Raw genomic sequence first — 23,773 nt, 5'->3', positions numbered from 1 at the left:
AGTTCCGGCATTCGTCCGAAATCCACCAGCCATGCACATCAGCGAGGCCGACATCGCCCCTTACCAATCCAGTCCGGTGCCTGCAGCGCACGCCGTGCTGGTGTTTGCCCCCCATCCTGACGACGAGATTTTCGGTTGCGGTGGTGCTCTCGCACTGCACGCTCGCGCCGGTCATCCGGTGCACGTGGTGCTGCTGACCGACGGGGGGCACCCGGGGGGGCGGTCCTCGACGTCCGGCGCCGGCTATGGAGCCTCGCGCCTGCAAGAAAGCCGCGAGGCCGCCCGGCTGTTGGGCCTGCCTGCGCCAGTGTGCTGGGGCTTGGCCGACCGCGCCGTCCAGTATGGCGAAGCGCTGGTACAGCGCATGCTGGACACCATCGCAGAGCTGCAGGCCGACGTCATTTATGCTCCCTCGCCTTGGGAGCTGCATCCCGATCACCGCGCTACCTGTCTGGCTGCGCTGGAGGCGCTGCGCCGTCTGGGAGCGTTGGGGCAGGCGCGTCAGGAACATGCGCCTACCCTGTGCCTGTACGAGGTCAGCGCTGCCCTGCGCCCCAACCGGCTGGTGGACATCTCGCCGGTCTGGGAGGCCAAGCAGGCCGCCATGCAGGTCTTTGTCAGCCAGGAAGCCCAGTTGCCCTATGCCAGCTTCATCGGCGCGCTCAACCGCTTTCGCGCCCTGACACTGCACCCGGCTGCTACCCGGGCCGAAGCTTTCGAATGCGTGACGGCCCAGTCGCTGCAGGCTGGTGGCCGGCTGTTGATCGAGAGTGAGCGCGAGCGGCTGCTGGCGCGCGATGTGGCCGTGCTGCCGCAGGACGCGCCACTGGTGTCGGTCATCGTGCGCAGCATGGGCCGGCCCACGCTGGCTCAGGCGCTGACCTCGGTCGCACTGCAGACCTATAGCCACCTGGAAGTGGTGCTGGTGGACGCTGCCGGCGACGGCCTGCCGGGCGCCGACCTGCAGAACCTGGCCCTGCCGGTGCAGCACGTCTCGGCCGGTCGACGTCTGCCGCGCGCCGAGGCCGCCAATGCGGGGCTGCGGGCGGCCCGGGGCGACTACCTGATCTTCCTGGACGACGACGACTGGTTCTACCCCGACCACATCGCCAAGCTGGTGCTGGCCAGCCGCCGTCAGCCTGCCTTCCGTGCCCTGCACACCGCCATCGAGTGCGTGGACGAAGCCGGCCAGCCCCAGGGCGAGGTGTTCGACTTTCCCTATGCCGAGGGCGAGCTGCGCTACGGCAACTTCCTGCCCATCCACGCCGTGCTGTTCCAGCGCAGCCTGCTGGACGAGGGTTGCGCGTTCGACCCGGCCTTCGACCTGTACGAGGACTGGGACTTCTGGCTGCAGGTCGAACAGCGCACGCCACTCGGCTTCGTGCCCGGGGTGTCGGCAGCCTACCGCATCCAGGCCGGTTCGGGCGAAGGCGTGCAGACCGATCCGCAGCGCTCGCGCGAAGCCACGGCCCGGCTGTATGCCAAGTGGCAGGTATTGCAGTCCGAGGCCACCTTCGCGCAGTTGATTGGCCGCGCCGTCGAGCGCCGCGCGCTGCTGCGTCGCCTGAACCATGAGACCTGCCAGCGGCAGGAGTTGCAAGAGCAAAGCCAGCATTTGGCTGCCAAATTGCAGCAGCAGGCATTACAGGCGCAGCAGCAGGCCGACAGTGCGCGCCAGGATGCACATCGACTGCGCCAGGCCCATGACCAGGCGTGCGCCGGGCGTGATGAGGTGCTCGGGCAATACCGCCAGAGCCTGCAGGAGTTGCAGCGGGCCTGGGCTGAGCATGCCAGTGCCAAGGCGGACTGGGCCGAAGAACATGTCCAGCGCGATCGGGCGCAGAGTCGGGCCGCTGCACTGGAGCTGGAGTTGCAGCTGGCCCGCGATCATGCAACCAATTTGCAGGCTGTAGTGGATACGACGCAAGCCGCGCTGCAGGTGACCCAGCACACACTGCACGCCGTGTGCAACGAACACGCTACTTTGCAGGCCAGCCGTTCTTGGCGCTGGACACGCCCACTGCGCCAGGTCGTGCGTGGCCTGCGGGCCATGCGCTCGGTGCAGGCGGCGGCAGGCGTGGCCCGCAGCCGCGGCATGGGCCCGGCTGCGATGGCTGGCCGCACCGTGGAGGTCTGGCGCCGCGAAGGCTTACAGGGCGTGCGCCAGCGTGTGCGCCGCATGCTGCAGCCCGCGGCTCCCGAACCTGCTGTCGTGCCGGGCGTGCCGGCCGGCAGCGGGCCCTCGGGCGGCAAGCCGGCGCCGCGCGACTACACCGCGTGGGTCGCCGCATACGACACCCTGGGCGCGCCCGAACTGGCGCTGCTGCAGCAGCAATACACGCACCTGGCCGAGCGGCCGGTGATCTCCATCGTCATGCCGGTCTATAGCCCGCAGGACGACGACCTGCTGCGCGCCATCGCCTCGGTGCGCGCGCAGGTTTATCCGCACTGGGAGCTGTGCATCTGCGACGACACCTCGCCCGACGAGCGCACGCGCATCCTGCTGCGCGAGCAGGCGGCACAGGAGCCGCGTATCCGCCTGGCTTTTCATGAGCGCAACCAGCACATCTCGGCAGCCAGCAACACCGCCATCGCCCTGGCGCAGGGCGCGTGGATCGCCTTCCTGGACCAGGACGACGAGCTGCGCCCGCACACCCTGCTGAGTGTGGCGCAGGCGCTGGCCCAGCACCCTCAGGCGCGCGTGCTGTACTCGGACGAGGACAAGATTGACGGCCAGGGCAGGCGCTTCGACCCTTACTTCAAGCCCGACTTCAACCTGGGTCTGCTGCGCTCGCACAACTACATGTGCCATTTCGCTGTCTATCAGCACGCGCTGATCCGCGAGCTGGGCGGCCTGCGCAAGGGTTTCGAGGGCGCGCAGGACTACGACATGGTGCTGCGCGCCATCGACGCCGTGCCGCCTCAGGCCGTCATCCATATCCCGCGCGTGCTGTACCACTGGCGCACGGCGGTGGGCAGCACGGCGTCCGGGCATGGCAACAAGTCCTACGCCTTCAAGGCCGGCCAGCGCGCCCTGCGCGAGCACCTTCAGCGCCGCCAGCTGCGCGGCGACATCGCCGAAGCTCCCGAGGCCCCTGGCATGTACCGCGTGCGCTGGCGGCGTCCTGAGCCTGCGCCACTGGTCAGCATCGTCATTCCTACACGCAACGGGCACGCCATCCTGCGCCAATGCCTGGACAGCCTGCGCCAGACGGCTTATCCGCACTACGAGGTCATTGTCGTGGATAACGGCAGCGACGAGCCTGCGACGCTGGACCTGCTGGCCGAGCGCAGCCGCAGCGGGCAGATCCGCGTGCAGCGCGACGATAGTCCGTTCAATTTCTCCGGACTCAACAACCGCGCCGTGCGCCAAGCCGCGCGCGGCGAGTTCGTGCTGCTGATGAACAACGACATCGAGATCACCCATCCCGAGTGGCTCGACGAGATGGTTGGCCCGGCCATGGAGCCTGGCACGGGGTGCGTCGGTGCGCGCCTGTGGTACCCGGACGGGCGGCTGCAGCACGCCGGTGTCGTCATGGTGTGCGGCGTTGCTGGCCATGCACACAAGTTGCTGGGCCGAGGACAGCACGGCTACATGGGCCGCGCCGTGCTGGCGCAGGACTTCGTCGCCGTCACTGCTGCCTGCCTGCTAGTGCGCCGCAGCATCTACGACGAGGTAGGCGGTCTGGATGAAGGTTTGGCCGTGGCCTTCAACGACGTGGACTTCTGCCTGAAGGTGTACCAGGCCGGCTACCGCAACCATTGGACACCTTATGCCGAACTGGTGCACCACGAATCCGTCACGCGCGGCTACGAGGACACGCCGGAAAAGCAAACGCGTTTCAAGGGCGAGATCGATACGCTGCAGTCTCGTTGGACGGCATTGATTGCCCATGATCCCTGCTACAACCCGAACCTGACAGCGCAGGCGGAGGATTTCTCTCTGGCCTGGCCACCCGGCGCCACGCTCAACGAATTGAAGGCTCAATGACGGTTCCTGCACAATTCAAAGGGGCGAGAGGGCGCTTGGCCAAAATCCTGCCGCTGCTTGCCTGTCCGCTGTGCCGTGAGGCGCTGGCCCTCAATGCATCAGGCGCTTCCATCGAATGTACGGGGTGTGGCGCCAGCTATCCCGTTCGCGATGGTATTCCGGTCCTGCTGCCACAGTCGGTGCAGGAGCCTGGTATTGGCTGGGCAGATGCAGATGATCCTGTCTCGCGCCATCCCTACAGCCCCCAGGCGCTTGACATCATTGCCGAGCATGCTGGTGGCTGGGTGCTCGATTTGGGGGCAGGCGGCAAGCTCCAGCAACTGGAGCATGTGGTGCAGGTGGATATCTTCCGCTATCCCATGACCGACGTGGTCGCGACCGCCGACTGCCTGCCGTTTCGCGACAACGCTTTTCAGGCTGTCATCAGCCAGGCTGTCTTTGAACATCTGCAATACCCTGAAGAGGCGGCAGATGAGATTCGCCGTGTGCTGCAGCCGCAAGGCGTATTGCGGATAGACACGGCATTTCTGCAGCCAGAGCATGGGTACCCATACCACTTCTTCAATGCCACCGAAACCGGACTGCGTCACTGGTTCCGCCAGTTCGACATCGAGTGGAGCGGGGTTGCGCCCTATCAACACCCAAAGTGGGCACTGAGCTGGTTCCTGAGCGTCTACCTCGACCGCCTTGATGGGCCATCTGCTGACGTAGTCCGCCAAGCTGGCATGGGACAGGTGCAGGCGGCATTGGACGCGCTGGCTGCAGGAAAGCCTCGGCCTGGGGATGAAGGATTGCTGCAGGCACTAGACGCGCTGCCTGTGCATGAGTTGCGTACCCTGGCTGCCGGGGTCTCGATTCATGGGCGTAATCCGCCCAAGCCGGCAGAAACTGCGTGCCCGCTAGCCATAGGCGCGCAAAAGCAACATGCAGTTATTGCTAGCCATCACACCGAAGAAGCCTTGCGGCAGCAGGTGGCGCTGTTGCAGCAGCAGACGCTGGCCTTGCGGCAGGAGCAGACACTGGCGCGTGACCGTGGCAACTACTTGGCGCAAATGGCGTACTTCCATGTCGATGTCAGGCTGCTGCAGACGTTGACCGTGCGGGCCCGGTTGTATTTCGCCGCCGCATCGCTGGTTCGCCTGCTCCTGCCGCCAAGCTGGTGGCTAGCATGGCGCGCGCGCGTGCGGCGCCAGCGGTTCTCTGTCCCGCCCCTTGAACACACGCAGGCCGAGCGCCCATTCTTCAGTGTGGTAGTGGCGCCTGAGGAGGTGGAATCTCTCATCCGCTCCTTCTTTTCGCTGACCCATCAGAGCTATACCGGATGGGAGCTGCTCGTGATCGAGCGCCCTGGCCAACCCGTGGCTGTGCGCAATGTGCTGCAGGATTTCATCGCGCTGGACAGCCGGGTGCGTAGCCTGCGAGTCACTGAGGAGCAGGCTGCGCAATGGATGCCCCATGCCCACGTGGCGAGCCAGGGCAACTATGTGTTGGGCCTTCCCTCGGGAGTTGCATTGGCTGAAGAGGCACTGCAGACCATCTACACTCTGCTGCGTGCCCGGCCAGAAACCGATGCGGTGATCGCTGATTTCGAGTACCGCCTGGCGAACGAATCGCGCTTTCTGCAGTGTTGCTGCAGGCCGATCGAAGGGCATGGCTTTGAGGCCGACCCGAAGGTACTGTCTTGTGTGGTGCATGCGCGCCAGCCAGAGAACGGACACCAAGGTTCGATGGCACCTGTCGTTGCGTACATCCCCGAAGTGTTGTTCCGGCAAGTCCGTTTTGACCTGGTTGAATGAGACTTACGAGCTGCTGTGGTGGTCGGTCTCCGAGCCTTTTTGCTGGCACGTAGCACGGGCGCAACACAATTTGGATTTGTGTGTTCCGGGTCACAGGCGGCCGGAACAGACGCTAGCGCGCGTAACGTTCTCTGCTACGATTGTGTCAACCCGGGCACTCTGAAGGTGACCCCCCAGGGTTGTTGGCCTGTGCAAGTAGGCTATCGCCACGTGGTAGTGTGGTTTGTTTCAACTTTCAACTGGAGAAGCGAAGTGTTCAAAAAACGTTATGTCGCCGCCGCCGCCTGCGCCTTGGCCATGGTGGGCACGGCCAGTGCCGTTCAAGTTAGCCGTGATGGCACCGGCGACTTCCTGATCGCCCCCGCCTACTTCATCGGTGGCGGCATGTCCACCGACCTTAAGGTCATCAACACCAGCAATACCGAGTCCGTGGTGGCCAAGGTGGTGTTCCGCGACCAGGTGACGTCTGCTGAAGTGCTGGACTTCCTGATCTATCTGTCGCCTTCCGACGTGTGGACCGGCAAGGTTTCCTGCGAAGCCGCTGATGCCAACGGTCAGTGCACCCGCTCGGTCGTGACCAGCGCCGACGACAGCATCCAACTGGAAGGTAGCGTGCTGTTTGCATCGCCTTCGACCCCGGCTCATATCGTGAGCGATAGCGCCACTGCTGGCAACACCGGCCGTGTTTCTCTGCCTAACCAGGGTTATGTTGAAGTGCTGATGGGGAGCGCCTATTCTGTTGCTCCCTTCCGTCCGGGCGTGGCAAAGACCAATATCCTGGCAGCTCATGAGGCCGCCGCCGCTCTGGTTCCTGTGACTGCAACGCCCAACGTTCTGTCGGGCGATGTGACGGTGAGTGCTCCTGGCGTCGGTTCGGCTACCCTGCCGATGCTGGCTCTGGCTGACTACGACAACAGCGACAACGTTCGCATCGGCCGTCTGTCGGGCCTGGATCTGACGACCCAGCGTACCCCGGTGGCTGACGTGGAAGAGGCCCTGTGGTCCAACAACTTCGCTGTCCCCTACTCAGTGGGCGCTGGTAAGTTGTCGCTGGCTACCTTCACCTTCCCGACGAAGCTGACGTACAACGGTCGTCAGGACGGCCAGTACCCGTTTGCTGCTAAGACGTGCATTACAGCGAATGTGTTTGACAACATGGAAAACACCATTGTTGGCAACATTTTCAACGTGTCGCCGCTGCCGCCGTCGCCCCAGACCTGCCTGGACGAGTTCCAGTGGCTGGTGATGGGTGGCAATATCAACACTGGCAACTTCTCGGAAGGCTGGGCTCGCGTCAGCTTCCAGAATCCCTACCCGGCTGTTGAGCAAACGCGCACCGCAACTGATAGCACCAATGTGGGCCGTGCTGGCGCTCCTGCCATCGCTACCTACATGATCAAGGATACGGCGGCCAACCGTTTCACATGGGCTTACGCCTCCAAAACTCGCTAAGCGTTAAAGCTTAAAAGGTAAGAGCGGGGATAGCAGTGTGCTATCCCCGCTTTGTTGTTTCTTCGATTAGGCAAGGTCATGCAAAAAGTTTTGAGTATGTGCAAGAAGGGTGTGGTGGGACTGATAATGGCGATGGCAGGCATGGCACATGCTCAGTTCGTGTCCCTGCACCAGTTCCCGGTTACTTATACAATCAGTTCGGCACTAGATGCCAACGGAAATATTTATTTCACCAAGACTCCAGAGCTATTCGGTTTCAAGGACCAGTTTGCGCCATTTGGCGTGAGTGGCTGCGTAATGGGGTACGCTGAATATCGTTCCCTGTGTCAGCGGGTCAATGGCGGATTTGATTTTTCCCTGGAGGGTTACACGTCATACACGCAGTACCGTGTTTATATCCCTGCAGGTACCACATTCTTTGGCTTGTCAGGTTTCTTGCCACAAGGCACAGAATACGCGGCAACGGTAAAAATAGGCGCCGAACCTAGCCGAACCACGCCGCTTACTCAAGCAGAGTATGAGGCCGCTAAACGCGATCAGAAGATTGATCTTGACTTCGGTCGTCTTCTTGCTGGCGAAGAGCGGATCATGGTGCACGACGGTGGTGGCAACATTAGCCTGTCCGGCACGGCCCGTCTCAGCTCCAACCCTTTGCCTACAGGACAGTGGCTGTATGTTCGGGTGCTCAACGGCAGCTACATCGACAGCTTGCGCGCTTCTTACGAAGTCGATCAAGGCAAGTATCTGGCTTGGTACAACAATGCCGTGCAGAACGTGTTCGGATCGAATGGAGATCCGGTCGAGTCGGGCACACCGCCGCCACAGCCGGATACGACGGCCACTGGCACCGTGGTTGAGCAGCCTGACGCCCAAGGCAATATGAAGTTGGTATTGCAAGTCCACCATACCGACAAGGAAGTGGCTGCCGCCGAAAAGGTGAGCTATTGGGTGGGCGCGTCGGTCCCGGTCAACCCGCTGTTTTTCTCGGGCATGAAGGAAGTCATGTTCCTTTTGGCAGATGCCGGCGGTCTGCTGGGCCCTCTGTACGAGTGGCGTTTGCTGTTCCAGGGGCAGCCTGTTGAATCCGTGGCTTTCGAGCGTGACCGCATCTTGGTATCAAATGACCAGACAGTCCAGATTCCTCTGAACTTGACCAAGCAAGACATGAGAAACCTGGGCGCCAAGGTGTATTTTGGCTACCAGCTCAAGAACGGAACATTCAAGACGTTGAATGTCATCTGGAATCCGTCCTGAATACGTGACGGCCAATGAAAAATGGGCCCGCAAGGACCCATTTTTTTTGCGGATAACGGACGCAATACCCCGCCCCCATTCACCTGCCCGCTGCAGATGGATTGAACGGGTTGCCAGGTGCAGGGTTGACGGGGGCCGCACTGCCCGGTGCGGCGTTTTGCGCGGCGCGGGCGCGCGCGGCTGCCAGTGCTTCTATCAGGCTGACGGCCGGGGCAGGATTCGCGCCAGCGACGGGCGGCTCGGCCCCGCTAGCCGCTGGCGCCGCCGTTGTTGGAGTGGACGCGCCGGCTGCCAGGCCGACAGCCGCTGAACCAGAGGCTGGCGGCGGAGCTGGTGGCTCGGTGGCGGCTTGCACCGGAGGCGGAGCAGCGCTGGCAACGGCAGTGCCGGTGCGGTCGCTCTTCTTGGTGAAGTACAGGACCTGCTGGCCGCCTGCAGCTTGCAGCACCAAGCGGTCGGGGCTGATCTGGCTGACCGTGAACTCGCCCACAGTTTGCCCCTCGCCCAGGGTAACAAAGGGCCGGGCCGCTGGCGCCATCTGGGCAAAGCGACCACCGATCTTGACGGTTGCCAAGCGCTGAGACCCCACGATGGTCACGCCATACAGCTGCATATCCTGCTCGGTGATGGGCGTGGGCGCAGGTGGGGGGGGGGGGGGGGGGGGGGGCGGCACCCGGTCAGGCCACAGGCGCCGCTGCGGGTCGAAAGGGTTGCTGGTCCGCAACTGGCCGAGCTGCACTGCATAGGCGGGCACGGGTATGGCTGCAGATGCCAGGGGCGCACCCGTGCCCGCCACGGGAACAACGGCGGAGGGCGCGGGCGTGCCGGGCATGGCGCCGGCCTGTGCCGGTGGCGGTACGGGGCTATGTACAGGAGCTGGGGCCGGTGCGACAGGGGGCGCCGGCGGCGCGGTAGCTGGAGCGGCACTGCCCAGGGATTGGGAAAAGACAACGCCCAGATTGCTCAGCTCTCCGGGAGCGGAAGAAAATCCCTGGGCGTTGGCGGCAGTCAGCGCCACGGCCAACAAGGTGGTGATGGCGGGGCGTGGAGGCGGGCGGGTCATCGTCGGCAATTGAAAAAGGGGATGGCGAAGCTGGCATGTGCGGATGGCAGCCGCTCAGTCACTGCCATAGTGTCATCCGCAAGACAGGTCTCAAGGGATTTTGTTCTTTCAAGGACTGAAGCCGGTGGTGACAGGCGGCGGGCAGCGTGCATCTTCCATGCAGCGGTCGGCGCTGGTCTGGTTTCAGGTTCGCAACCGCAGCAGTACGGGTTTCGTGTCCGGGCCAAGCCTGGGTCCAACAGGCGACAGGCGGACGTGCACATCGTTCGGGCCTAAAGCCTGCAGCACCTCGTGCGATATCCATGCTTGCGCCCCAGCGGCGATCAGTCCGGTGCACGGTTGCAGCAGGGGGCTGGGGCTGAGCTCCAGCAGCCAGCCGCCCTGCCACGTGCAAGGCACCGACACGCGCGCTTCGTTGTGGCTGGCACAGAAGGGCCTGGCCGCGGGCGCGTTTTCGGCCAGTTTATCCGCCCGGCGCAACCAGGGGTCCTGTGTTCTTGCAGGCCAGTGCTTGCCAAAGTACACCTGCGCGCCGGCGTGCATCAGCGCGCTTTTGTGCGGCGCATTGCGCCAGGCGTGGATGGCGCGCGCCGCGGGCACCACCGCCATGCGCCAGCCGGCCCGGCGTAGTCGCAGGCACAGGTCCGAGTCTTCGTAGTACATGAAAAAGCGCGCGTCGAACGGTTCTTCGCCTGGCGCCAGCGCAGCGCGGCGCAGCATCAGCGCTCCACCAGAAAGCGCCCGCTGCATGAGCGGAGACTTCGCTGTCCATAAACGCAGGTTCTCGGCCCGCACGGCGCGGGCCATGCGCTGCCAGGCGTGCGCGTCGCGTAGCGCACGCTCCTGCACCCAGGCGCGTACGGCGGTGGGCAGCTCTGCAGGTGGCAGATGCCATTGGCAACGGCTGTCCAGAAACTGCCGGGGGCCGACCGCGGCCAGCGTGGCGTCGGCGCATAACGCCCGCACCAGCGCTGCCGTGCAGTTTCCCCCCGCCAGGCGCACGTCGGGGTTGACGAAGAAGACAAATGGCGCGTCCGTGCTGCCAAAAGCCAGGTTGCAAGCACGGCCGAAACCCAGGTTGGCTCCGGCATCGATGAGTCGTGCCTGGCGCGGAAGCAGGTCGCGCAGCCGTGCGTGTTCGGGACCATCGGCGCTGTTGTCCACGACCAGCACTTGCGTTGCCGGGGCATCGTCCAGTACCGAGCGCACCGCCGCCGCGGTGTCGGCCGCGCAGAAATAGTTGACCAGCACGGCCGCGCAATCAGGCAGCGGTGGGCGGCCTGCCGTGTCGCGGGCGGACGTGCGCCGTTGTGGCGTTCTCATGATGAGGCGGGCTCGCGATGCTGCGCACTGTCGCGTACTTGCGGGCCACCTGCATTTTGCGCCAGGGCCTGGACTTTCCTGGCACGGAAGGTGAATGCATAGGCATCGAGCTGCGCGCTCTGTGTAGCCAGCCCAGGCGTGGCCAGCCAGTGGGAGCGCCACTCGGGGGGGCAAGGTACGACGGCGGTTTCCAGGTGCTCCAGCTCGAAGCCGTGGCGCGTCAGCAGGTCGGTCAGGGTGCGCTGCGTGAAAAAACGCAGATGCGTATTGCAGTGGATTCCCACCGGGCAGTAATCCCAGCGCCCCTCTAGCAGGTCGGCCAGCACCGTCCAGTGTCCTACGTGCGGCACTGAACCTACGATGCTCCCCTGGGGCCGCAGTAGAGAGTGCGCCTGGTTGAGCCACTGGCCGGGTTCCACAGCGTGTTCCAGCGAGTCCAGGAACGTGATGCAGTCAAAGGCACCGCGACCGCCGTCGGGCAGATCGGGCACTTGCAGGCGCAGGAAGTCGCCTGGCCAGGCGTGGTCCACCCGCTGCGCGGCACGCGCGCATGCCGAGGGCGAAAACTCGCTCAAATGTGTCTCGCAGCCGCGCTCGGTGCGCAGCAATGCCAGGAAGTGTCCTTCTCCACCGCCTACGTCCAGCACGCGCTGCGCCTCCTGCGGTACCCAAGCCAGCATGTCGCGCCGGCCGTCGTGTCCCTGGTGGTAGCTGCTGAAGTCATGCGCGAAGCAGCCTGGCCACCAAGCGCCGGCCAGCGCCTGGCCCTGCAGCCAGCGCGCCAGTGCACCCACGGTGGTCGCGCCCACCAGGGCGCCGGCGGGCAGCGCCGGCTGCGGCAGCGGCACATCCTGCGCCGGGATGGCCGCGCGCAAGGCGTGGGCGTAGCGTTCAAGGCCACGCACGGTAGCGTAGTGGGGAGGCAGGTCGGCTGGAGCGTGGGCAGCTGTCCAGCACAGCGACAGTTCACAGGCAGGCGCGCCAGCACTGGAAAAGGCTGTAGCGCCCGCTTCCCCGTCGGCCTGCCCAGCAACTCCCGCGTCCACGTGCGCGCCCGTCAACGCCTCGCGCAGCCAGGGCAGGCAGGTGTCGGCCAACAGCACGTGCGCATGGGCCAGCAGCAGCACGGTCCTGGTATCGGCTGCCTCACTGGCTGCAGTCAGCCAGCCAGACGCCTCCCCAACGGTGGAGGCCGGCTCTGGCGCATCTAGCGCCAAACGCAGCAGTTGTTCCAGGGGCTCAGCACAGGACGCCGTTGATTCCGTCCCACCTGCTGCGTCCGCCCCACTCCACAACCACCGCGCCTTTCCACCCAGCTGCGCGCGCAGCCGTTGCAGCCCTTCGGCAAACTCGGCCGACGGTTGTGCCGGAAAAGGGCGCAGGCAAAGTACGAAATCAAACATCGCGGTCTTTCACTTCTCTTCTTTGCTGGCTTGCAGCCCTAGGCCTGCGGCGCGGATGGCAGGCGGCGTGCCCATTCCAGGAAAGCGGCAGTGTCTCCCGGCGCGGCAATGGCAAAGCATGGCGTCGTCAACGGCAGGCGCTGGCGCCACTTGTGCTCGAAAACGGCGGCGCTGGCGGTGATGCGCTGCACCAGCCGGTCGTGCACGGCCCCCTGCGCAGGCGTGCCCGACCAATGCTCGCAGCAGGCGTCCAGCGCCGCCGCCGCCAGGCCGGCGGCCTGCGCCTGCAGCACCAGGTCGGTGGCGTAGAAATCAAAACCCAAGGCCGGGTCCAGGCGCAGGCCGGCATCGCAGCGCACGGCCAGCAGCAGCTCGTCCAGGCTGTCCACCAGGCAGGGCAGGGCGGCCGGCTCATGCAGCAGCCGTCCCCGGTCGAGCACCCGGCCGGCACGCACGGCATCCGCCCCCGCGCCGCGCACGCCATAAACGCCCGCCACCGCCAGGTGCGGCCAGCGCAGCGTGGCTTCCTGCAGGCGTTGGGCGAACAGCACGTCCCAGCCCGCGGGCAGGTACACATCCTGGTGCAGCCAGACCAGCCAGCGCTCGTGCGGGCGGCCATCGAGCACCGCGTTGACGGCCTCGGCCGCGCTGCAGGCGTTGCCGCGCAGCACCAACGGCCGGGCGCCAGGCTGCAGGCAGGGCGAGGCCAGCAGGCGCTCGCGCGCCACGCTCCAATCGCTCACGCAGCTCACGAACAGCAGGGACGCCGGTGATACAGGGTCTGTCACGGCGCCAGGGACAACAGAAGCGCCAGGAGCGTCAGCCATGGTCAGGACTCCATCGGCGCGCGGGGCGCGCTCGGGTAATGCGGCAGCAGGTGCATGCCCCACCAGCGTTGCGGCGCCTGGCGGATGTGCTGCTCCAGGAAGGCAAAGACGGCAGCGTGCGCGGCTTCGATGCCCTGCTCGGCCGGCAGCGGCGCGGGGTCGAAAGCATCGTGCAGCGTCGAGAGTGCCAGCGCGTGGCGCCGCCCGCCCAAATGGTGGCAGGCGAAGCCACCCAGCAGGCTGCGGGTAGCCGTGGCCAGGCGCAATGCTCCCTGCGCCACGGCGCGCTCGCATCCCATCCAGGGCAGCCACACGCCGGCCTCGGGCGACGGCGCCGGAGCATCCGCCAGGATGACCACTACGTCGCCCGCCTGTAGCGCGCGGTAGTAGTGGCGCTGGTGCTGTTCTATGGGCAGAAGCCGTCCACCGTTGAGCAGCCGCTCCAGTCCGGAATACTTGTGGCGGAAGTGCCGCCGCACGGCCGGATGCAGCCGCTCGTCCTCGGTGATGGCCGACATCACCGCGTGCACGCGCTGACCGCGCGACGCCAGCGCCGCGATTCCCAGCACGAAGCTCTCGAAATGCGCCGTCAGCAGCACCAGCCCGCGGCCAGCCGGGCGCGCGTCCAGCGCATCCAGCGCCTGCCGCGCCTGCACCTCGAAAGCGGCCAGGCCGCGCCGTGCCAGCAGCCGCGTCTCGAACTCCTCGCGCGCCAAGGTGGCATAGCGCTCGCGCAGCGCCGCCCGCGCCTGGCTTTCCGGCAGCAATTCACCCAGCGCCTGCAGCGTGAGCGCACGGACATGCCGGTGGCCCAGCGCCAGAGATACCCAGTCGCGATCATGGTGCGCATTGACGTGCCCACGTCCACGCGCCAGCGCCAGCGCCCAGGACCGGGGCAACCAGCCAAGCGCCGGCAGCAACCCGTCATATTCAGGGCCTTGCAGCCAACGGCTGCAGGCGTGCGAGGGTTCGAGCCAGGCCAGCGTCATCGAAAATCCGTGTCCCCGCCTGTCAGCCACCAGGGCAGGGCGTCGTGCCCCAGTGCGGCGTTGTCCTGGTGAAGGGTCACGCATGCCATGCAGGCCACATGGCTGCGTGGCGCCTCGCCCGAGGGCTCACAGGCCTGCAGCGCCTCGGCCACGGGACGCGAAAGCCAGGCCATCAGCCCGCAGCCCGCGCGCGCGGCCAGCGTGCGCGCCGCCTGCGCCACCACGGGTGCGTACTGCGGGGGGGCGATCCAGTCGAGCAGCTCCCAGGGCTGGCCCGGCGCGTCCGCCGGCTTGAGGGCGAACGCCGCCAGCGGTGCACCGCCGTGGCGTCGGCCTAGCCACCAGCACTGGTAGCGCACTTCGGGATGGTTGGCGAAGCGATGGCGCCACCAGTGCGCATCCCGTTCGCCGATGACGTAGCCCTGCGTTTGCGCGCGCATGGCCTGCCACAGCCCATCGAGCGCCTCTCCGGTGGCCCCTGCCGCCCAGTCGATGGGCGGCGCACGCCAGCGCAGCCGCCAGCCCAGGGCCGGCGGCCGGGCCACGGGCCAGTGCAGGTGCAGTACCTCCTGCGTCGCCTCGTACAGGCCCAGCTTGCGTCCCAACCGCACATGGCGCTCTCCGGGAAAGCCAAAGCCCAGTGCGAAGGCCCGTCCCGGCCCCACGTGCTGCTGCAGGAAGTGGCGCGTCGCCACTGAAAACGGGCCGTTGCGCGACAGAAAGCCCCGCGCCTCGGGTGCCACCATCACATCGCCCAGTTGCACCGCCGTCACCGCCCGTCCGCCCATCCACAGCGTGCGCGCCGTGCCGCCGTAATGCGCCAGCAAGCGCCCCTGGCGGTCGCGCGTACCCGTGGCCAGGCCGCGCCCGTCGGCGTACTTCCAGTGCCACAGCTCCGGCGTCAAAGGCCCACCGAAAACCTCGGCGAACAATGCGCGCACCTGCGCACTGTGACGCGTATCCAGATCCACCGCCTGCCAAGGCACGTTGCGCACCGTTCTCAGCTCCATTGCCTGGGCAGGGCCACCAGGCCCTGTTCCAGGCCGTCCTGCAATACGCGCAGCGTGAGAGCGCGTTCAACCACCTCGTAGGGATGCAGGCCACGCTCGCAGGCCAGAAATACCGTAACCGTGTAGTCGCCCTTGAGCAGCGGCACCTGCGGCAGCACCAGCAGCGCCGCGCCCACGCCATCGGCGCCGCGCTGCAGCACCACGCCGTCGCCCACGCTGCTGGCGCTGGCCACTGTCATGCCGTTGGCGTGCGCGATGCCGATGGCCGCCGAGGGGCAGGGCAGCTGCGGGTCGCTGGCGAAGGCGATGCGGATGCGCACGTCCGTGCGGCCGCTGTGCACGGCCAGCTCGCGCCCCTGCACGCCGTCGGCCCAGGCCTCGATGGCGGTGATGACGGCCCGGCCCTCGGGCGCGTGCACGGGCGCCGCGTCCGACAGCGTTTCCGGCGTGCGACGGGTTTTGGGGTCAAAACCGGCGCCTGCCCTTGTTGAATCAGGGCCTGTAGCTACTGAATCAATAGCATTCTGGCTCTCCACCACCAGCGCCGTCTCGTACGCCGAGGTCACGCGCACCGCCTCGTCCCACATGCGCACGCGCCCGCCCTCCAGCCACAGCGCGCGCGAGCACAGGGCCTGCACGTGGTACATGGCGTGCGAGCAAAACAGGATCGTCGCGCCACCCTCGCGCAGCTGCATGATGCGGTCGAACGACTTGCGCGCGAACGCCCCGTCGCCCACCGACAGCGCCTCGTCGATCACCAGGATGTCCGGCTCCACGCTGGTCGCCACAGCGAACGCTAGGCGCACGAACATGCCGCTGGAGTACGTCTTGACCGGCTGGTGCACGAAGCGGCCGATGTCGGCGAACGCCAGGATGGCATCCAGTCGCGCGTCCACCTGCTCACGCGTCAGGCCCAGGATGGCGGCATTCATGTAGACATTCTCGATGCCACTGAACTCCGGGTTGAAGCCCGCGCCCAGCTCCAGCAGCGCCGCCACGCGCCCGCGCACCGCCAGCTGGCCGCAGGTAGGCGTCAGGGTGCCGCACACCATCTGCAACAGCGTGGACTTGCCCGCGCCGTTGCGCCCCACCAGTCCCACCACGGCGCCGCGTGGGATCTCGAAGCTCACATCCTGCAGTGCCCAGAATTCGCGCCCATAGCTGCGCCAGCGGCCCCACAGCAGTTGCTTCAAACGATCGGCCGGGCGCTCGAACAGGGCAAATCGCTTGCCCAGGCCACGCGCCTTGATGGCCAGCTGCTGCGAATCAGACGACATCGGCGAACCCTACCCGCACGCGGCGGAAAAACAGCGCCCCGGCCAGCGCCAGCAGCGAGTGCGCGGCCAGCGTCAGCGCCAGGCGTCCCCAGGCAGGCCATTGCCCGGCCAGCACCGCGCGCGTGTCGGTGATGACGCCCGCGATCGGATTCAGCACCATCCAGCCGCGCACTGCTTCGGGCAGCGCCTCCACGGGGTAGAAGATGGGGCTCAGGAACATCAGCGCGCTCATCGCCATGCCCAGCACCTGGCCCACGTCGCGCACGTACGTGCCCACGCCCGCCAACAGCCAACCCAGGCCCAGCACCAGCGGCACCAGCGGCAGCCACGCCAGCGGCAGCGCCAGCGCCGTCACGGGCAACGACCCCTGCACTAGCGCCGTGAGCACCAGCAGCAGCACGCCCGATACCGCAAGCCCCACGCCTGCGCTGGCCGCCGACACCCAAGCCAGCAGTTCAGTAGGAAAAACCACCTTCTTGACCAGGCTGGGTTGCTCCAGCACCAGCCCCGGCGCGCGGTTGACGCACTCGGCGAAGAAGCTGAACACCGCCAGCCCGGCGTAGATGCGCAGCGCGAAGGCCAGGTTGCTCTCGTCCATGCCCTGCCAGCGCACACGCATGACGTGGCGAAACACCAGCGTGTACACGCCCAGCATCAGCAGCGGCGTGATGACCACCCAGGCCAGGCCCAGGGCCGACTGCCGGTAGCGTGCGTGTACCTCGCGCCGCGCCAGTTGTGCCACCAGCGCGCGCTGGCGCCAGGGACATAGGAATTCGATGAGAAAAGAGAAGGACACGCGCGTAACGAAAGAAAGGAAGAAACGAAGCAGGCTCTAGGTCGTGGGGGCGGCGCAACCGGACAGGGCGGCCCGCCCGCCGCCTCGCCCTGCACCGAGGCGGTTGTCCGCGCGGCAGCGGCCCGGGCCACCTTTCATGCCCGGGGCGGGTCGGCGCGGCCTTCGGCAATGTCGCGCAGGCGGTCGGGTTGCAGCAGCCGCAGGGCATTGCCCTCGCGCACCAGCACCTTGTGCGTGAACAGCACCTGGAAGGCCCGCGTCACCGTCTCGCGGCTGGCGTTGATCATGATGGCCATCTCCTGGTGCGTCGGCGCCTGGTCCACCTCCAGGTGGCCCTGCACGTTGCGCTGGGGCAATTGTAAAAGCAGCACGCACAGACGCTGGAAGGGGTTGGGCAGGCTCAGGAGCGTGCGCTGGGCCGCGCCCGCGCGTACCCGTGCCGCCAAGCGGGTCATCACCTCCTGCGCCAGCGGCGGGTGGGTGAGGATCAGCTCGCGCGCCGCCGCTCCGTCCAGGAACGCCACCGTGGACTTGGCCGCCGCCACCACATGTTCTGACGGCGGCTTGCCATCGACCAGCGACAGCTCGCCGAAATAGTCCCCTGGCTCCACGAAGTACAGCCCCACGCTGCGCCCGTCCACCGTGAAATCCACCCCCTGCAGCCGTCCCTCCACCAAGAAGCCCAGCTCCTGCGCCGCGCTGTCCTTGCTCACCACCACCGCGCGGCGCGCGAATTCACGCAGCCCCATGCGCGCCGACAGCGGCGCCAGCAGTTCCTGCGGCAGCGGCCGCAGCAACGTGAACTGATGGAGCAACTGGACCGAGACGGGCATGCGGGCTGTGCACGGGCACGGGTGAGGGGCCCGGGACAACGGGCGGTGGCGAGGCGCGAAACGGCCGGCCCGGGCCGCGCGGGAGCAAGCAAGGCAGGTGGTGCGCCATTATCCGGGCAGACGAATCGTGCCACGCCGCCCCCACCGCGCCCTGTGACCGCACGCACAGCCCCGCCAAGGCAAATGCAGGACAATTCCGCCCCTGCCATCCCGGTTTTGCCTCATTGTCGCTTTTTTGCATCACCCGCCGCCCATCCACCGTTTCCTCACCGTTGGCCCGCCATGCACACCACACCTTCCCTGACCACCCTGGCACTGGCGCTTTCGCTGGCGGCTGCGGGATTCGGCGCGCGGGCGGCGACGGGCGGCGCCGCCTCCCCCATCGTGGGCGAGGCCACGCTGGTCATCGGCAGCGCCCGCCTGTGGAGCGAGGACGGCTCCAGCCGCAGCGTCGCGCGCGGCATGCCCGTGCGCGTGGGTGACCGCCTGCAGACCGAGGACGGCGGGCACGTGCATCTGCGCTTCGTCGATGGCGGACGCCTGAGCATCCGCCCCGCCAGCCGTCTGCAGATCGAAAGCTACAGCCACACGCCCGGCCAGCCGCAGCTGGGCGCCATCAAACTCCGGCTGGACGAGGGCGTGGCGCGCTCCATCACCGGCGCCTGGGGCGAGGCCGCGCGCGAGCGCTTTCGCCTGAACACCCCCGTGGCCGCCATCGGCGTCAAGGGCACGGACTTCGTCGTGCGCGCCGACGCCGAACTCACCGCCGCCACCGTCTACAGCGGCGCCATCGCGCTCACGCCCCTGGCCAGCGGCTGCGGCGCCAGCGTCGGCCCCTGCCTGAACGGCCACGAGCGCCTGCTCAGCGCCGACATGAAGGGCCAGATGATCGAGCTGGCGCGCAGCCAGGCCACCCCGGTGCTCGTGGCCCTGGCCGAGCCGCGCGCCGCCGCGCCCAGCCGCCCCGACGCGGCGCCCGGCGCGCCCGCGCCCGCGCCCGCCCCGGGGGGTGCCGCCCCCGCCGCCGACGCCACGCCGGCCCCGGTGCAGGTCGCCGCCGCCCCGCGCCCGGCCGAGCCCTCCGTCTCCGAGACGCCCAACGTCAAGGTGCTCAGCGTCGAGACCGCCGGTGCCCAGACGGTGAACGCGCTGCCGTCCGCGCCCCCACCGCCTCCGCCTCCGCCGCCGCCGCCGCCTCCTCCGCCGCCGCCGCCGCCTCCGCCTCCGCCGCCGCCGCCGCCGCCGCCTCCAGCGCCCCTGCCGCCCGCTGTCGTCGAACCCTCCACGCCGCCTCCGCCCGTGCAGCTGGGCTGGGTGCGCTACGCCTGGACGGTGGGCAGCCCCCAGGGCGACTTCGCCCACAGCGTCAAGGATGCCCTGCAGGCGGGCGCTGAAAAAGCCGCTTCCAGCGGCAGCTACGCGCTGTACCGCGTGCCAGTGGATGCCGCCGCCATGCAAAGCGCCTGGGCCGCTCAGGTCGCCTCCGCGCCCGTGGTCAGCTTCCGCCTGACGCAGTCTTCCGCTGCCTACCTGCCCGGCAACAACCGCCCGGTGCAGGGCGTGGACGTGCTGGGCGGCAACCTGCTGGTCGATTTCGGGCGCAGCCAGTTCGCCACCCGGCTGGAGCTGCAAAACCCCAGCATCGGCAGCCAGCAGATCAGCGCCAGCGGCAACATCACCCCGAACGGCCTCTTCAAGGGCACCAACGGCGACGCCATCGCCGGCGGCTTGAGCGGCAGCCTGTTCGATGCCGGCTACACCTTCGACAAGGAACTGGCCACCGGGCACCTGCGCGGCATCACCCTCTGGAGGCAGTGACCTTGCCGCCTCGCGCCCTCGGCGCGGATGGCAGCGTTCGCTCCGAGCCCGCCGCCCCCACGCCCCAGCCCGGCCGCGCCCAGCGGCTGATGGCCCTGGCCGCCCTGGCCACGGCGCTGCTGGTCACGCTGCTGGTGCTGCGCCTGGCCCAGCCCTGGCTGCTGGCCCTGGAAGAGCGCAGCGGCGACTGGGTCTGGGCGCAGACGGCCAGCCACGCCGACGAGCGCCGCCTGATCGTCATCGACATCGACGAGCGCAGCCTCACCGAGGTCGGCCCCTGGCCTTGGCCACGCTCCACGCAGGCGCGCCTGCTCGAGCAGCTGGCGCGCGCTGGCGCCAGCGAGCAGATCCTCGACATCGTCTTCGCCGAGCAGCGCCCGGACGACGCCCTGCTGGCGCAGGCCGTGCGCCAGCACAACCCGGTGCTGGCCCAGGTATTCGCGCTGGAGCAGGGCGGCCAGCCCCAGGTCGGCCAGCTCGCCGGCGCCCTGGACTGGGCGGGCTGCCCGGCCCCTTTCGGCGAGGCGAACGGCTACGTGGCCAACAGCGCCAGCCTGCTGCCCAAGGAGGAGGCGGACGGCCCCGGCGCCAGCGCTCCCGCCGCCGGCCACATCACCCCGCGCATCGCCGCCGACGGCGTCATGCGCCACCAGCCGGCCGTCATCTGTCACGCCGGGCGCTCGTATCCGGCGCTGGCCATCGCCGCGCTGCTGCATGGCACGCAGGAGCCGCGTCTGCGCTTGCAGCGCGGCGGCTGGCTGCAGGCGCCCTGGCTGCTGACCCACGGCGCCGACCTCACCCCCCCCATCCCCCTGGACGAGCGCGGCGACCTGCGCATTCCCTGGCGCCAGCACCCGGACGCCTTCATCAGCCTGGCCGCCAGCGACGTGCTGGCCGGGCGCATCCCCGCCGGGCTGCTGGACGGCGCATGGGTGCTGATCGGCAGTAGCGCCTTCGGCCTGAACGACACCATCGCCACGCCCTTCGGCGGCGCCGCCTCGGGCCTCCAGGCGCATGCCCAGCTCGTCACCGCGCTCATCGACGGGCAACTGCCGCGCACCCCGCGCGTGGCCGCGCCGCTGCAGGCCCTGGCTGTCCTGGCGTCGGCCGCGCTCCTGGTGCTGCTGCTGCCCCCCACCCGGCGCCGCGCCGCCGGCCCCAACGCGGGCGCCAGCGCCCCCGGTGCGCGCGGGCGGCCCGTCTATCTGCTGCCCCTGGCTGGCGCCACGCTGGCCGCGCTGCTGTGGCTGGGCCATGGGGCGCTGCAGGTGCTGGCCGGCTGGTGGCTGGGCTGGGCCGCGCCCGTGCTGTTCGCCCTGCTGTTCGGCATCTGCCTGGGCATCTTCGAGCACGCGCGCAGCCGCATCGACCGCGACCGCCTCTACACCCACCTGTCCAGCTACCTGCCCGCCCCGGTGGCCGCCGCGCTGGCGCTGCAGCCCCCCAGCAGCGCCATCGCCGCCCAGGTGCGCCAGGTCAGCGTGCTGTTCGCCGACATCCGCAACTTCAGCGCCTACTGCGAAGCGCGCCCGCCCGAGGAATCGGCCGCCGTGCTGCACGCCTTTTTCTCCACCGCCACGCGCATCGTGCAGCAGCACGGCGGCGTCATCGAGGCCTTCCAGGGCGACGCCATCATCGCCGTCTGGAACGGCGAGCTGCAGGCCAGCCCCGGCGCCGACCAGCACGCCAGCCACGCCCTGCAGGCCGCCATCGCCCTGCAGGCCGCCGTGCGGGGCGTGCTGCCCGACCCGGCCCCGGCCGGGCTCGAGCCCCTGAGCCTGGGCATCGGCGTGGAAACCGGCCCCGCCACCGTGGGCAGCTTCGGCCTGGCCAGCCGGCGTGCGCACATGGTCATGGGGCGCACCGTCACCATCGCCAGCCGCCTGGTGGCCATGACGGCCGACCTGTCGCACCCCATCCTGGTGGGCGAGGGCCTGGCCGCCCAGGTCGGCGGCGCCGGGCTGCAGTCGATGGGCACCTTCCTGCTGGACGGCATGCGCGTGCCCCACCACATCTACGCCCACCCGCTCGATGCCGACGAGCCCCCAGGCTGAGCCGCCACGCCCACGCCACCCCCAGGCCGCCACGCGCCAGGGCACGCTGCCGCCTGGTCCGCCCCCGGCGCGCCAGGGCGCCGCCGCCAGCGCGCGCGCCTTGGCGCCCCTGGCGGGCCTTGTGCTGGCCGCCTGCCTGACGCCCCCCGCCCAAGCCCAGGCCCCGGCCATCGACGCCGCCCAACTGCCCTGCGACGCCCCCGCGCTGCTGGCCCAGCCCCCGGAGCAGCTCAGCGAACAGCTGCCGCGCTGCGAGAAAACCCCGGCCTTCCTGCTGCACCTGGGCGCGCAGCGCAACCGCCAGGGCCGCTACGAACAGGCGGCCGACCACCTCGAACGCGCCCTGCTGCTGGCCCCCGACACCCCCGAAGCCCTGCTGCAGTACGCCATCGCCCTGGCCGGCAGCGGCGACACCCTGTCGGCCCTGCACCTGCTGGCCGACCTGCGCCAGCGCCCCGACCTGCCCGCCCCGCTGCGCGCCGACATCACCGCCGTGCTGGCCAGCGCGCAGGCGCGCGCCCTGGCGCCCATCTGGGCGCGCGCGCCTGGCGCCGAGGCAGCCCCGCCCGTGCGCCTGTCGGCCGGCCTGCGCTTGGGCTACGACAACAACCTGCAGGGCGCCAGCCGCCTGTCCGGCCTGACCCTGACCCTGCCCGGCCAAAGCGTCACCCTGCCCATCGAGCCCGCCCAGCAGCCCCGCGCCGGCGCCGTGCGCCAGGCCGACCTGCGCGCCAGCCTCCAGCGCCAACAGGCCGGCGGCGCGCGCTGGGGCATGCAGGCCGCCGTGCAGCAGCGCGACACCCCGGCCCTGCCCAGCGCCGGCAGCACCCAGGCCGAATGGCAGTTCGATTACACCGCAGCCCCCGTCTGGACTGGGGGCGATGCTAGAAAAAAAGAAGCGCCTGGCGCGCATGCCCCCGCCACCCTGGCCCCCTGGCTGGGCGCCGGCGTGGCGGCGCTGCGCACCCCCGGTGGCACGCGCTACCAGGGCCGCAGCCTGTCGCTGGGCCTGGAGCACGCCCAAGGCGCCTGCGCCACCCGCTGGGCCGCCGACGCCCAGATGCGCACCCTGCACAGCAGCCCCGTGCTGTCCAGCCGCTACTTGGGCGCCAGCCTGCAGTGGCAGTGCACGCGCCCCCCCGAAGGCCGCCAGTGGCTGACCGTGCTGCGCGCCGGGCACGACCACGCGCTGGACGCCACCCGCCCCGGCGGCGACCAGGCCCAGGCCGGTCTGCGCCTGCACCTGAGCACCCCCGCGCCGGCGCTGGTGCGCCCTGGCGCCCTGTGGCTGCTGGACGCCGAATATGCCTACAGCCGCGACGGGCGTGGCTACAGCCCGCTGCTGCAGGACGGCCGCCTGCGCAGCACCCACCGCCTGAGCACCCGCGTGGAATGGCTGCAGCCCCTGACGCCCGGCGTGCAGGCCGTCGTCGGTGCCGAGGCCATCGCCCAGCATTCCACCCTGGCGCTATTCAAGATGCGTAGCCAGGGCCTGTGGCTGGGGTTGCGCGCGCAGTGGTAGTGCAAACCTGTGAGCACTGATGCTGGTACCGCGCCTTGCAAGGGGGCTGCAGTTCTGCGCTTGTAATGGACCGCAAGCCGGGTTGCCTGTTTGCAACACTTCTTTCCGCGCCGTTGATGGCATGTGTCGTGTGACGGCCATCACCTCAAAACGTCTGCGCCCGCGACTAGACTACGCCCCGAGTTGGCTGCCAAAGTCTGTCTGGCCATGGTGCTTCTGCTTCTGGGCGGTGGCTGCAGGGCGCGGGCGGCGCGGTGCAACTTGTGTATAAAGCTGGTTGGCTCCGTTCGTGCCATGGCCCGCAAAGGCCATGGCATTGCCAGGCCACCATCTTTGGTAGCTTGAACTTATCTTTTTTTGCAAAG

15 protein-coding genes are annotated in these 23,773 nt (G+C 68.4%); 7 read left to right on the top strand and 8 right to left on the bottom strand.

Annotated features, from left to right (window positions below; genetic code table 11):
* Window positions 1–31: 31 nt before the first annotated feature.
* From BLQ61_RS08235 to BLQ61_RS17195, 4 genes are all read left to right on the top strand, one after another.
* Entirely contained in the window at window positions 32–3,991 is a 3,960-nt protein-coding gene (locus BLQ61_RS08235; RefSeq protein ID WP_091568819.1) for a glycosyltransferase, read from the top strand.
* A gap of 35 nt (window positions 3,992–4,026) precedes the next feature.
* Window positions 4,027–5,787: a methyltransferase domain-containing protein gene (locus BLQ61_RS08230; RefSeq protein ID WP_175488253.1), complete on the top strand. Its 1,761-nt coding sequence runs from the start codon at window positions 4,027–4,029 to the stop codon at window positions 5,785–5,787.
* Window positions 5,788–6,039: 252 nt separating this feature from the next.
* Window positions 6,040–7,239, top strand: coding sequence for a hypothetical protein (locus BLQ61_RS08225; RefSeq protein ID WP_091568816.1), 1,200 nt, complete (start codon window positions 6,040–6,042; stop codon window positions 7,237–7,239).
* Between the two features lie 78 nt (window positions 7,240–7,317).
* Window positions 7,318–8,493, top strand: a complete 1,176-nt coding sequence (locus BLQ61_RS17195) for a hypothetical protein (protein WP_139182728.1) — start codon at window positions 7,318–7,320, stop codon at window positions 8,491–8,493.
* Between the two features lie 1,246 nt (window positions 8,494–9,739).
* Here the strand turns inward: BLQ61_RS17195 and BLQ61_RS08215 are convergent.
* The 8 genes from BLQ61_RS08215 to BLQ61_RS08180 all read right to left on the bottom strand — a co-directional run bounded on the left by BLQ61_RS08215 (window position 9,740) and on the right by BLQ61_RS08180 (window position 18,014).
* Window positions 9,740–10,879, bottom strand: coding sequence for a glycosyltransferase family 2 protein (locus tag BLQ61_RS08215; protein ID WP_091568813.1), 1,140 nt, complete (start codon window positions 10,877–10,879; stop codon window positions 9,740–9,742).
* Window positions 10,876–12,006 carry a class I SAM-dependent methyltransferase gene (locus BLQ61_RS08210; RefSeq protein WP_175488252.1) on the bottom strand — a complete coding sequence of 377 codons (1,131 nt, stop codon included), beginning with the start codon at window positions 12,004–12,006 and terminating at the stop codon, window positions 10,876–10,878. The genes BLQ61_RS08215 and BLQ61_RS08210 overlap by 4 nt, the downstream gene beginning before the upstream one ends.
* A 314-nt stretch (window positions 12,007–12,320) precedes the next feature.
* Window positions 12,321–13,109 carry a hypothetical protein gene (locus BLQ61_RS08205; RefSeq protein ID WP_139182727.1) on the bottom strand — a complete coding sequence of 263 codons (789 nt, stop codon included), beginning with the start codon at window positions 13,107–13,109 and terminating at the stop codon, window positions 12,321–12,323.
* Between the two features lie 2 nt (window positions 13,110–13,111).
* Complete coding sequence (locus BLQ61_RS08200) at window positions 13,112–14,098, bottom strand: lysophospholipid acyltransferase family protein (protein ID WP_091568808.1); 987 nt, start codon at window positions 14,096–14,098, stop codon at window positions 13,112–13,114.
* A complete protein-coding gene (locus tag BLQ61_RS08195) occupies window positions 14,095–15,108 on the bottom strand; it encodes a GNAT family N-acetyltransferase (protein WP_091568806.1) in 1,014 nt (337 codons plus the stop codon). The genes BLQ61_RS08200 and BLQ61_RS08195 overlap by 4 nt, the downstream gene beginning before the upstream one ends.
* Window positions 15,099–16,385: an ABC transporter ATP-binding protein gene (locus tag BLQ61_RS08190; protein ID WP_091568805.1), complete on the bottom strand. Its 1,287-nt coding sequence runs from the start codon at window positions 16,383–16,385 to the stop codon at window positions 15,099–15,101. The genes BLQ61_RS08195 and BLQ61_RS08190 overlap by 10 nt, the downstream gene beginning before the upstream one ends.
* Entirely contained in the window at window positions 16,375–17,181 is an 807-nt protein-coding gene (locus tag BLQ61_RS08185; RefSeq protein WP_217629389.1) for an ABC transporter permease, read from the bottom strand. Before BLQ61_RS08185 ends, BLQ61_RS08190 begins: the two co-directional genes overlap by 11 nt.
* Before the next feature lie 134 nt (window positions 17,182–17,315).
* Window positions 17,316–18,014 (bottom strand): Crp/Fnr family transcriptional regulator, encoded by a 699-nt coding sequence (locus BLQ61_RS08180; RefSeq protein ID WP_091568803.1) that lies wholly within the window; start codon window positions 18,012–18,014, stop codon window positions 17,316–17,318.
* A gap of 282 nt (window positions 18,015–18,296) precedes the next feature.
* On the opposite strand from BLQ61_RS08180, the gene BLQ61_RS17710 reads away from it, so the two are divergent.
* From BLQ61_RS17710 to BLQ61_RS08165, 3 genes are read left to right on the top strand one after another with little or no spacing between them, the layout of a single operon-like run.
* Complete coding sequence (locus BLQ61_RS17710) at window positions 18,297–19,832, top strand: FecR family protein (protein ID WP_175488251.1); 1,536 nt, start codon at window positions 18,297–18,299, stop codon at window positions 19,830–19,832.
* 2 nt (window positions 19,833–19,834) lie between these two features.
* The gene (locus BLQ61_RS08170; protein ID WP_139182725.1) at window positions 19,835–21,886 is read left to right on the top strand and encodes a CHASE2 domain-containing protein; all 2,052 of its coding nucleotides are present in this window, start codon (window positions 19,835–19,837) and stop codon (window positions 21,884–21,886) included.
* Window positions 21,864–23,408, top strand: coding sequence for a tetratricopeptide repeat protein (locus BLQ61_RS08165; RefSeq protein WP_091568799.1), 1,545 nt, complete (start codon window positions 21,864–21,866; stop codon window positions 23,406–23,408). Before BLQ61_RS08170 ends, BLQ61_RS08165 begins: the two co-directional genes overlap by 23 nt.
* The last annotated feature ends 365 nt before the right edge of the window (window positions 23,409–23,773 follow it).

Source organism: Oryzisolibacter propanilivorax (assembly GCF_900103645.1).
Taxonomy (GTDB): Bacteria; Pseudomonadota; Gammaproteobacteria; order Burkholderiales; family Burkholderiaceae_C; genus Melaminivora; species Melaminivora propanilivorax.
This window is presented reverse-complemented; position numbering and strand designations above follow the sequence as displayed.

What these genes read in the sequence shown, in the direction of transcription:
- BLQ61_RS08235 (WP_091568819.1), top strand. Translation starts at nt 32, where the DNA reads ATGCACATCAGCGAGGCCGACATCGCCCCTTACCAATCCAGTCCGGTG.
- BLQ61_RS17195 (WP_139182728.1), top strand. Translation starts at nt 7,318, where the DNA reads ATGCAAAAAGTTTTGAGTATGTGCAAGAAGGGTGTGGTGGGACTGATA.
- BLQ61_RS08215 (WP_091568813.1), bottom strand. Translation starts at nt 10,879, where the DNA reads ATGAGAACGCCACAACGGCGCACGTCCGCCCGCGACACGGCAGGCCGC.
- BLQ61_RS08205 (WP_139182727.1), bottom strand. Translation starts at nt 13,109, where the DNA reads ATGGCTGACGCTCCTGGCGCTTCTGTTGTCCCTGGCGCCGTGACAGAC.
- BLQ61_RS08200 (WP_091568808.1), bottom strand. Translation starts at nt 14,098, where the DNA reads ATGACGCTGGCCTGGCTCGAACCCTCGCACGCCTGCAGCCGTTGGCTG.
- BLQ61_RS08195 (WP_091568806.1), bottom strand. Translation starts at nt 15,108, where the DNA reads ATGGAGCTGAGAACGGTGCGCAACGTGCCTTGGCAGGCGGTGGATCTG.
- BLQ61_RS08190 (WP_091568805.1), bottom strand. Translation starts at nt 16,385, where the DNA reads ATGTCGTCTGATTCGCAGCAGCTGGCCATCAAGGCGCGTGGCCTGGGC.
- BLQ61_RS08180 (WP_091568803.1), bottom strand. Translation starts at nt 18,014, where the DNA reads ATGCCCGTCTCGGTCCAGTTGCTCCATCAGTTCACGTTGCTGCGGCCG.
- BLQ61_RS17710 (WP_175488251.1), top strand. Translation starts at nt 18,297, where the DNA reads ATGCACACCACACCTTCCCTGACCACCCTGGCACTGGCGCTTTCGCTG.
- BLQ61_RS08165 (WP_091568799.1), top strand. Translation starts at nt 21,864, where the DNA reads ATGCCGACGAGCCCCCAGGCTGAGCCGCCACGCCCACGCCACCCCCAG.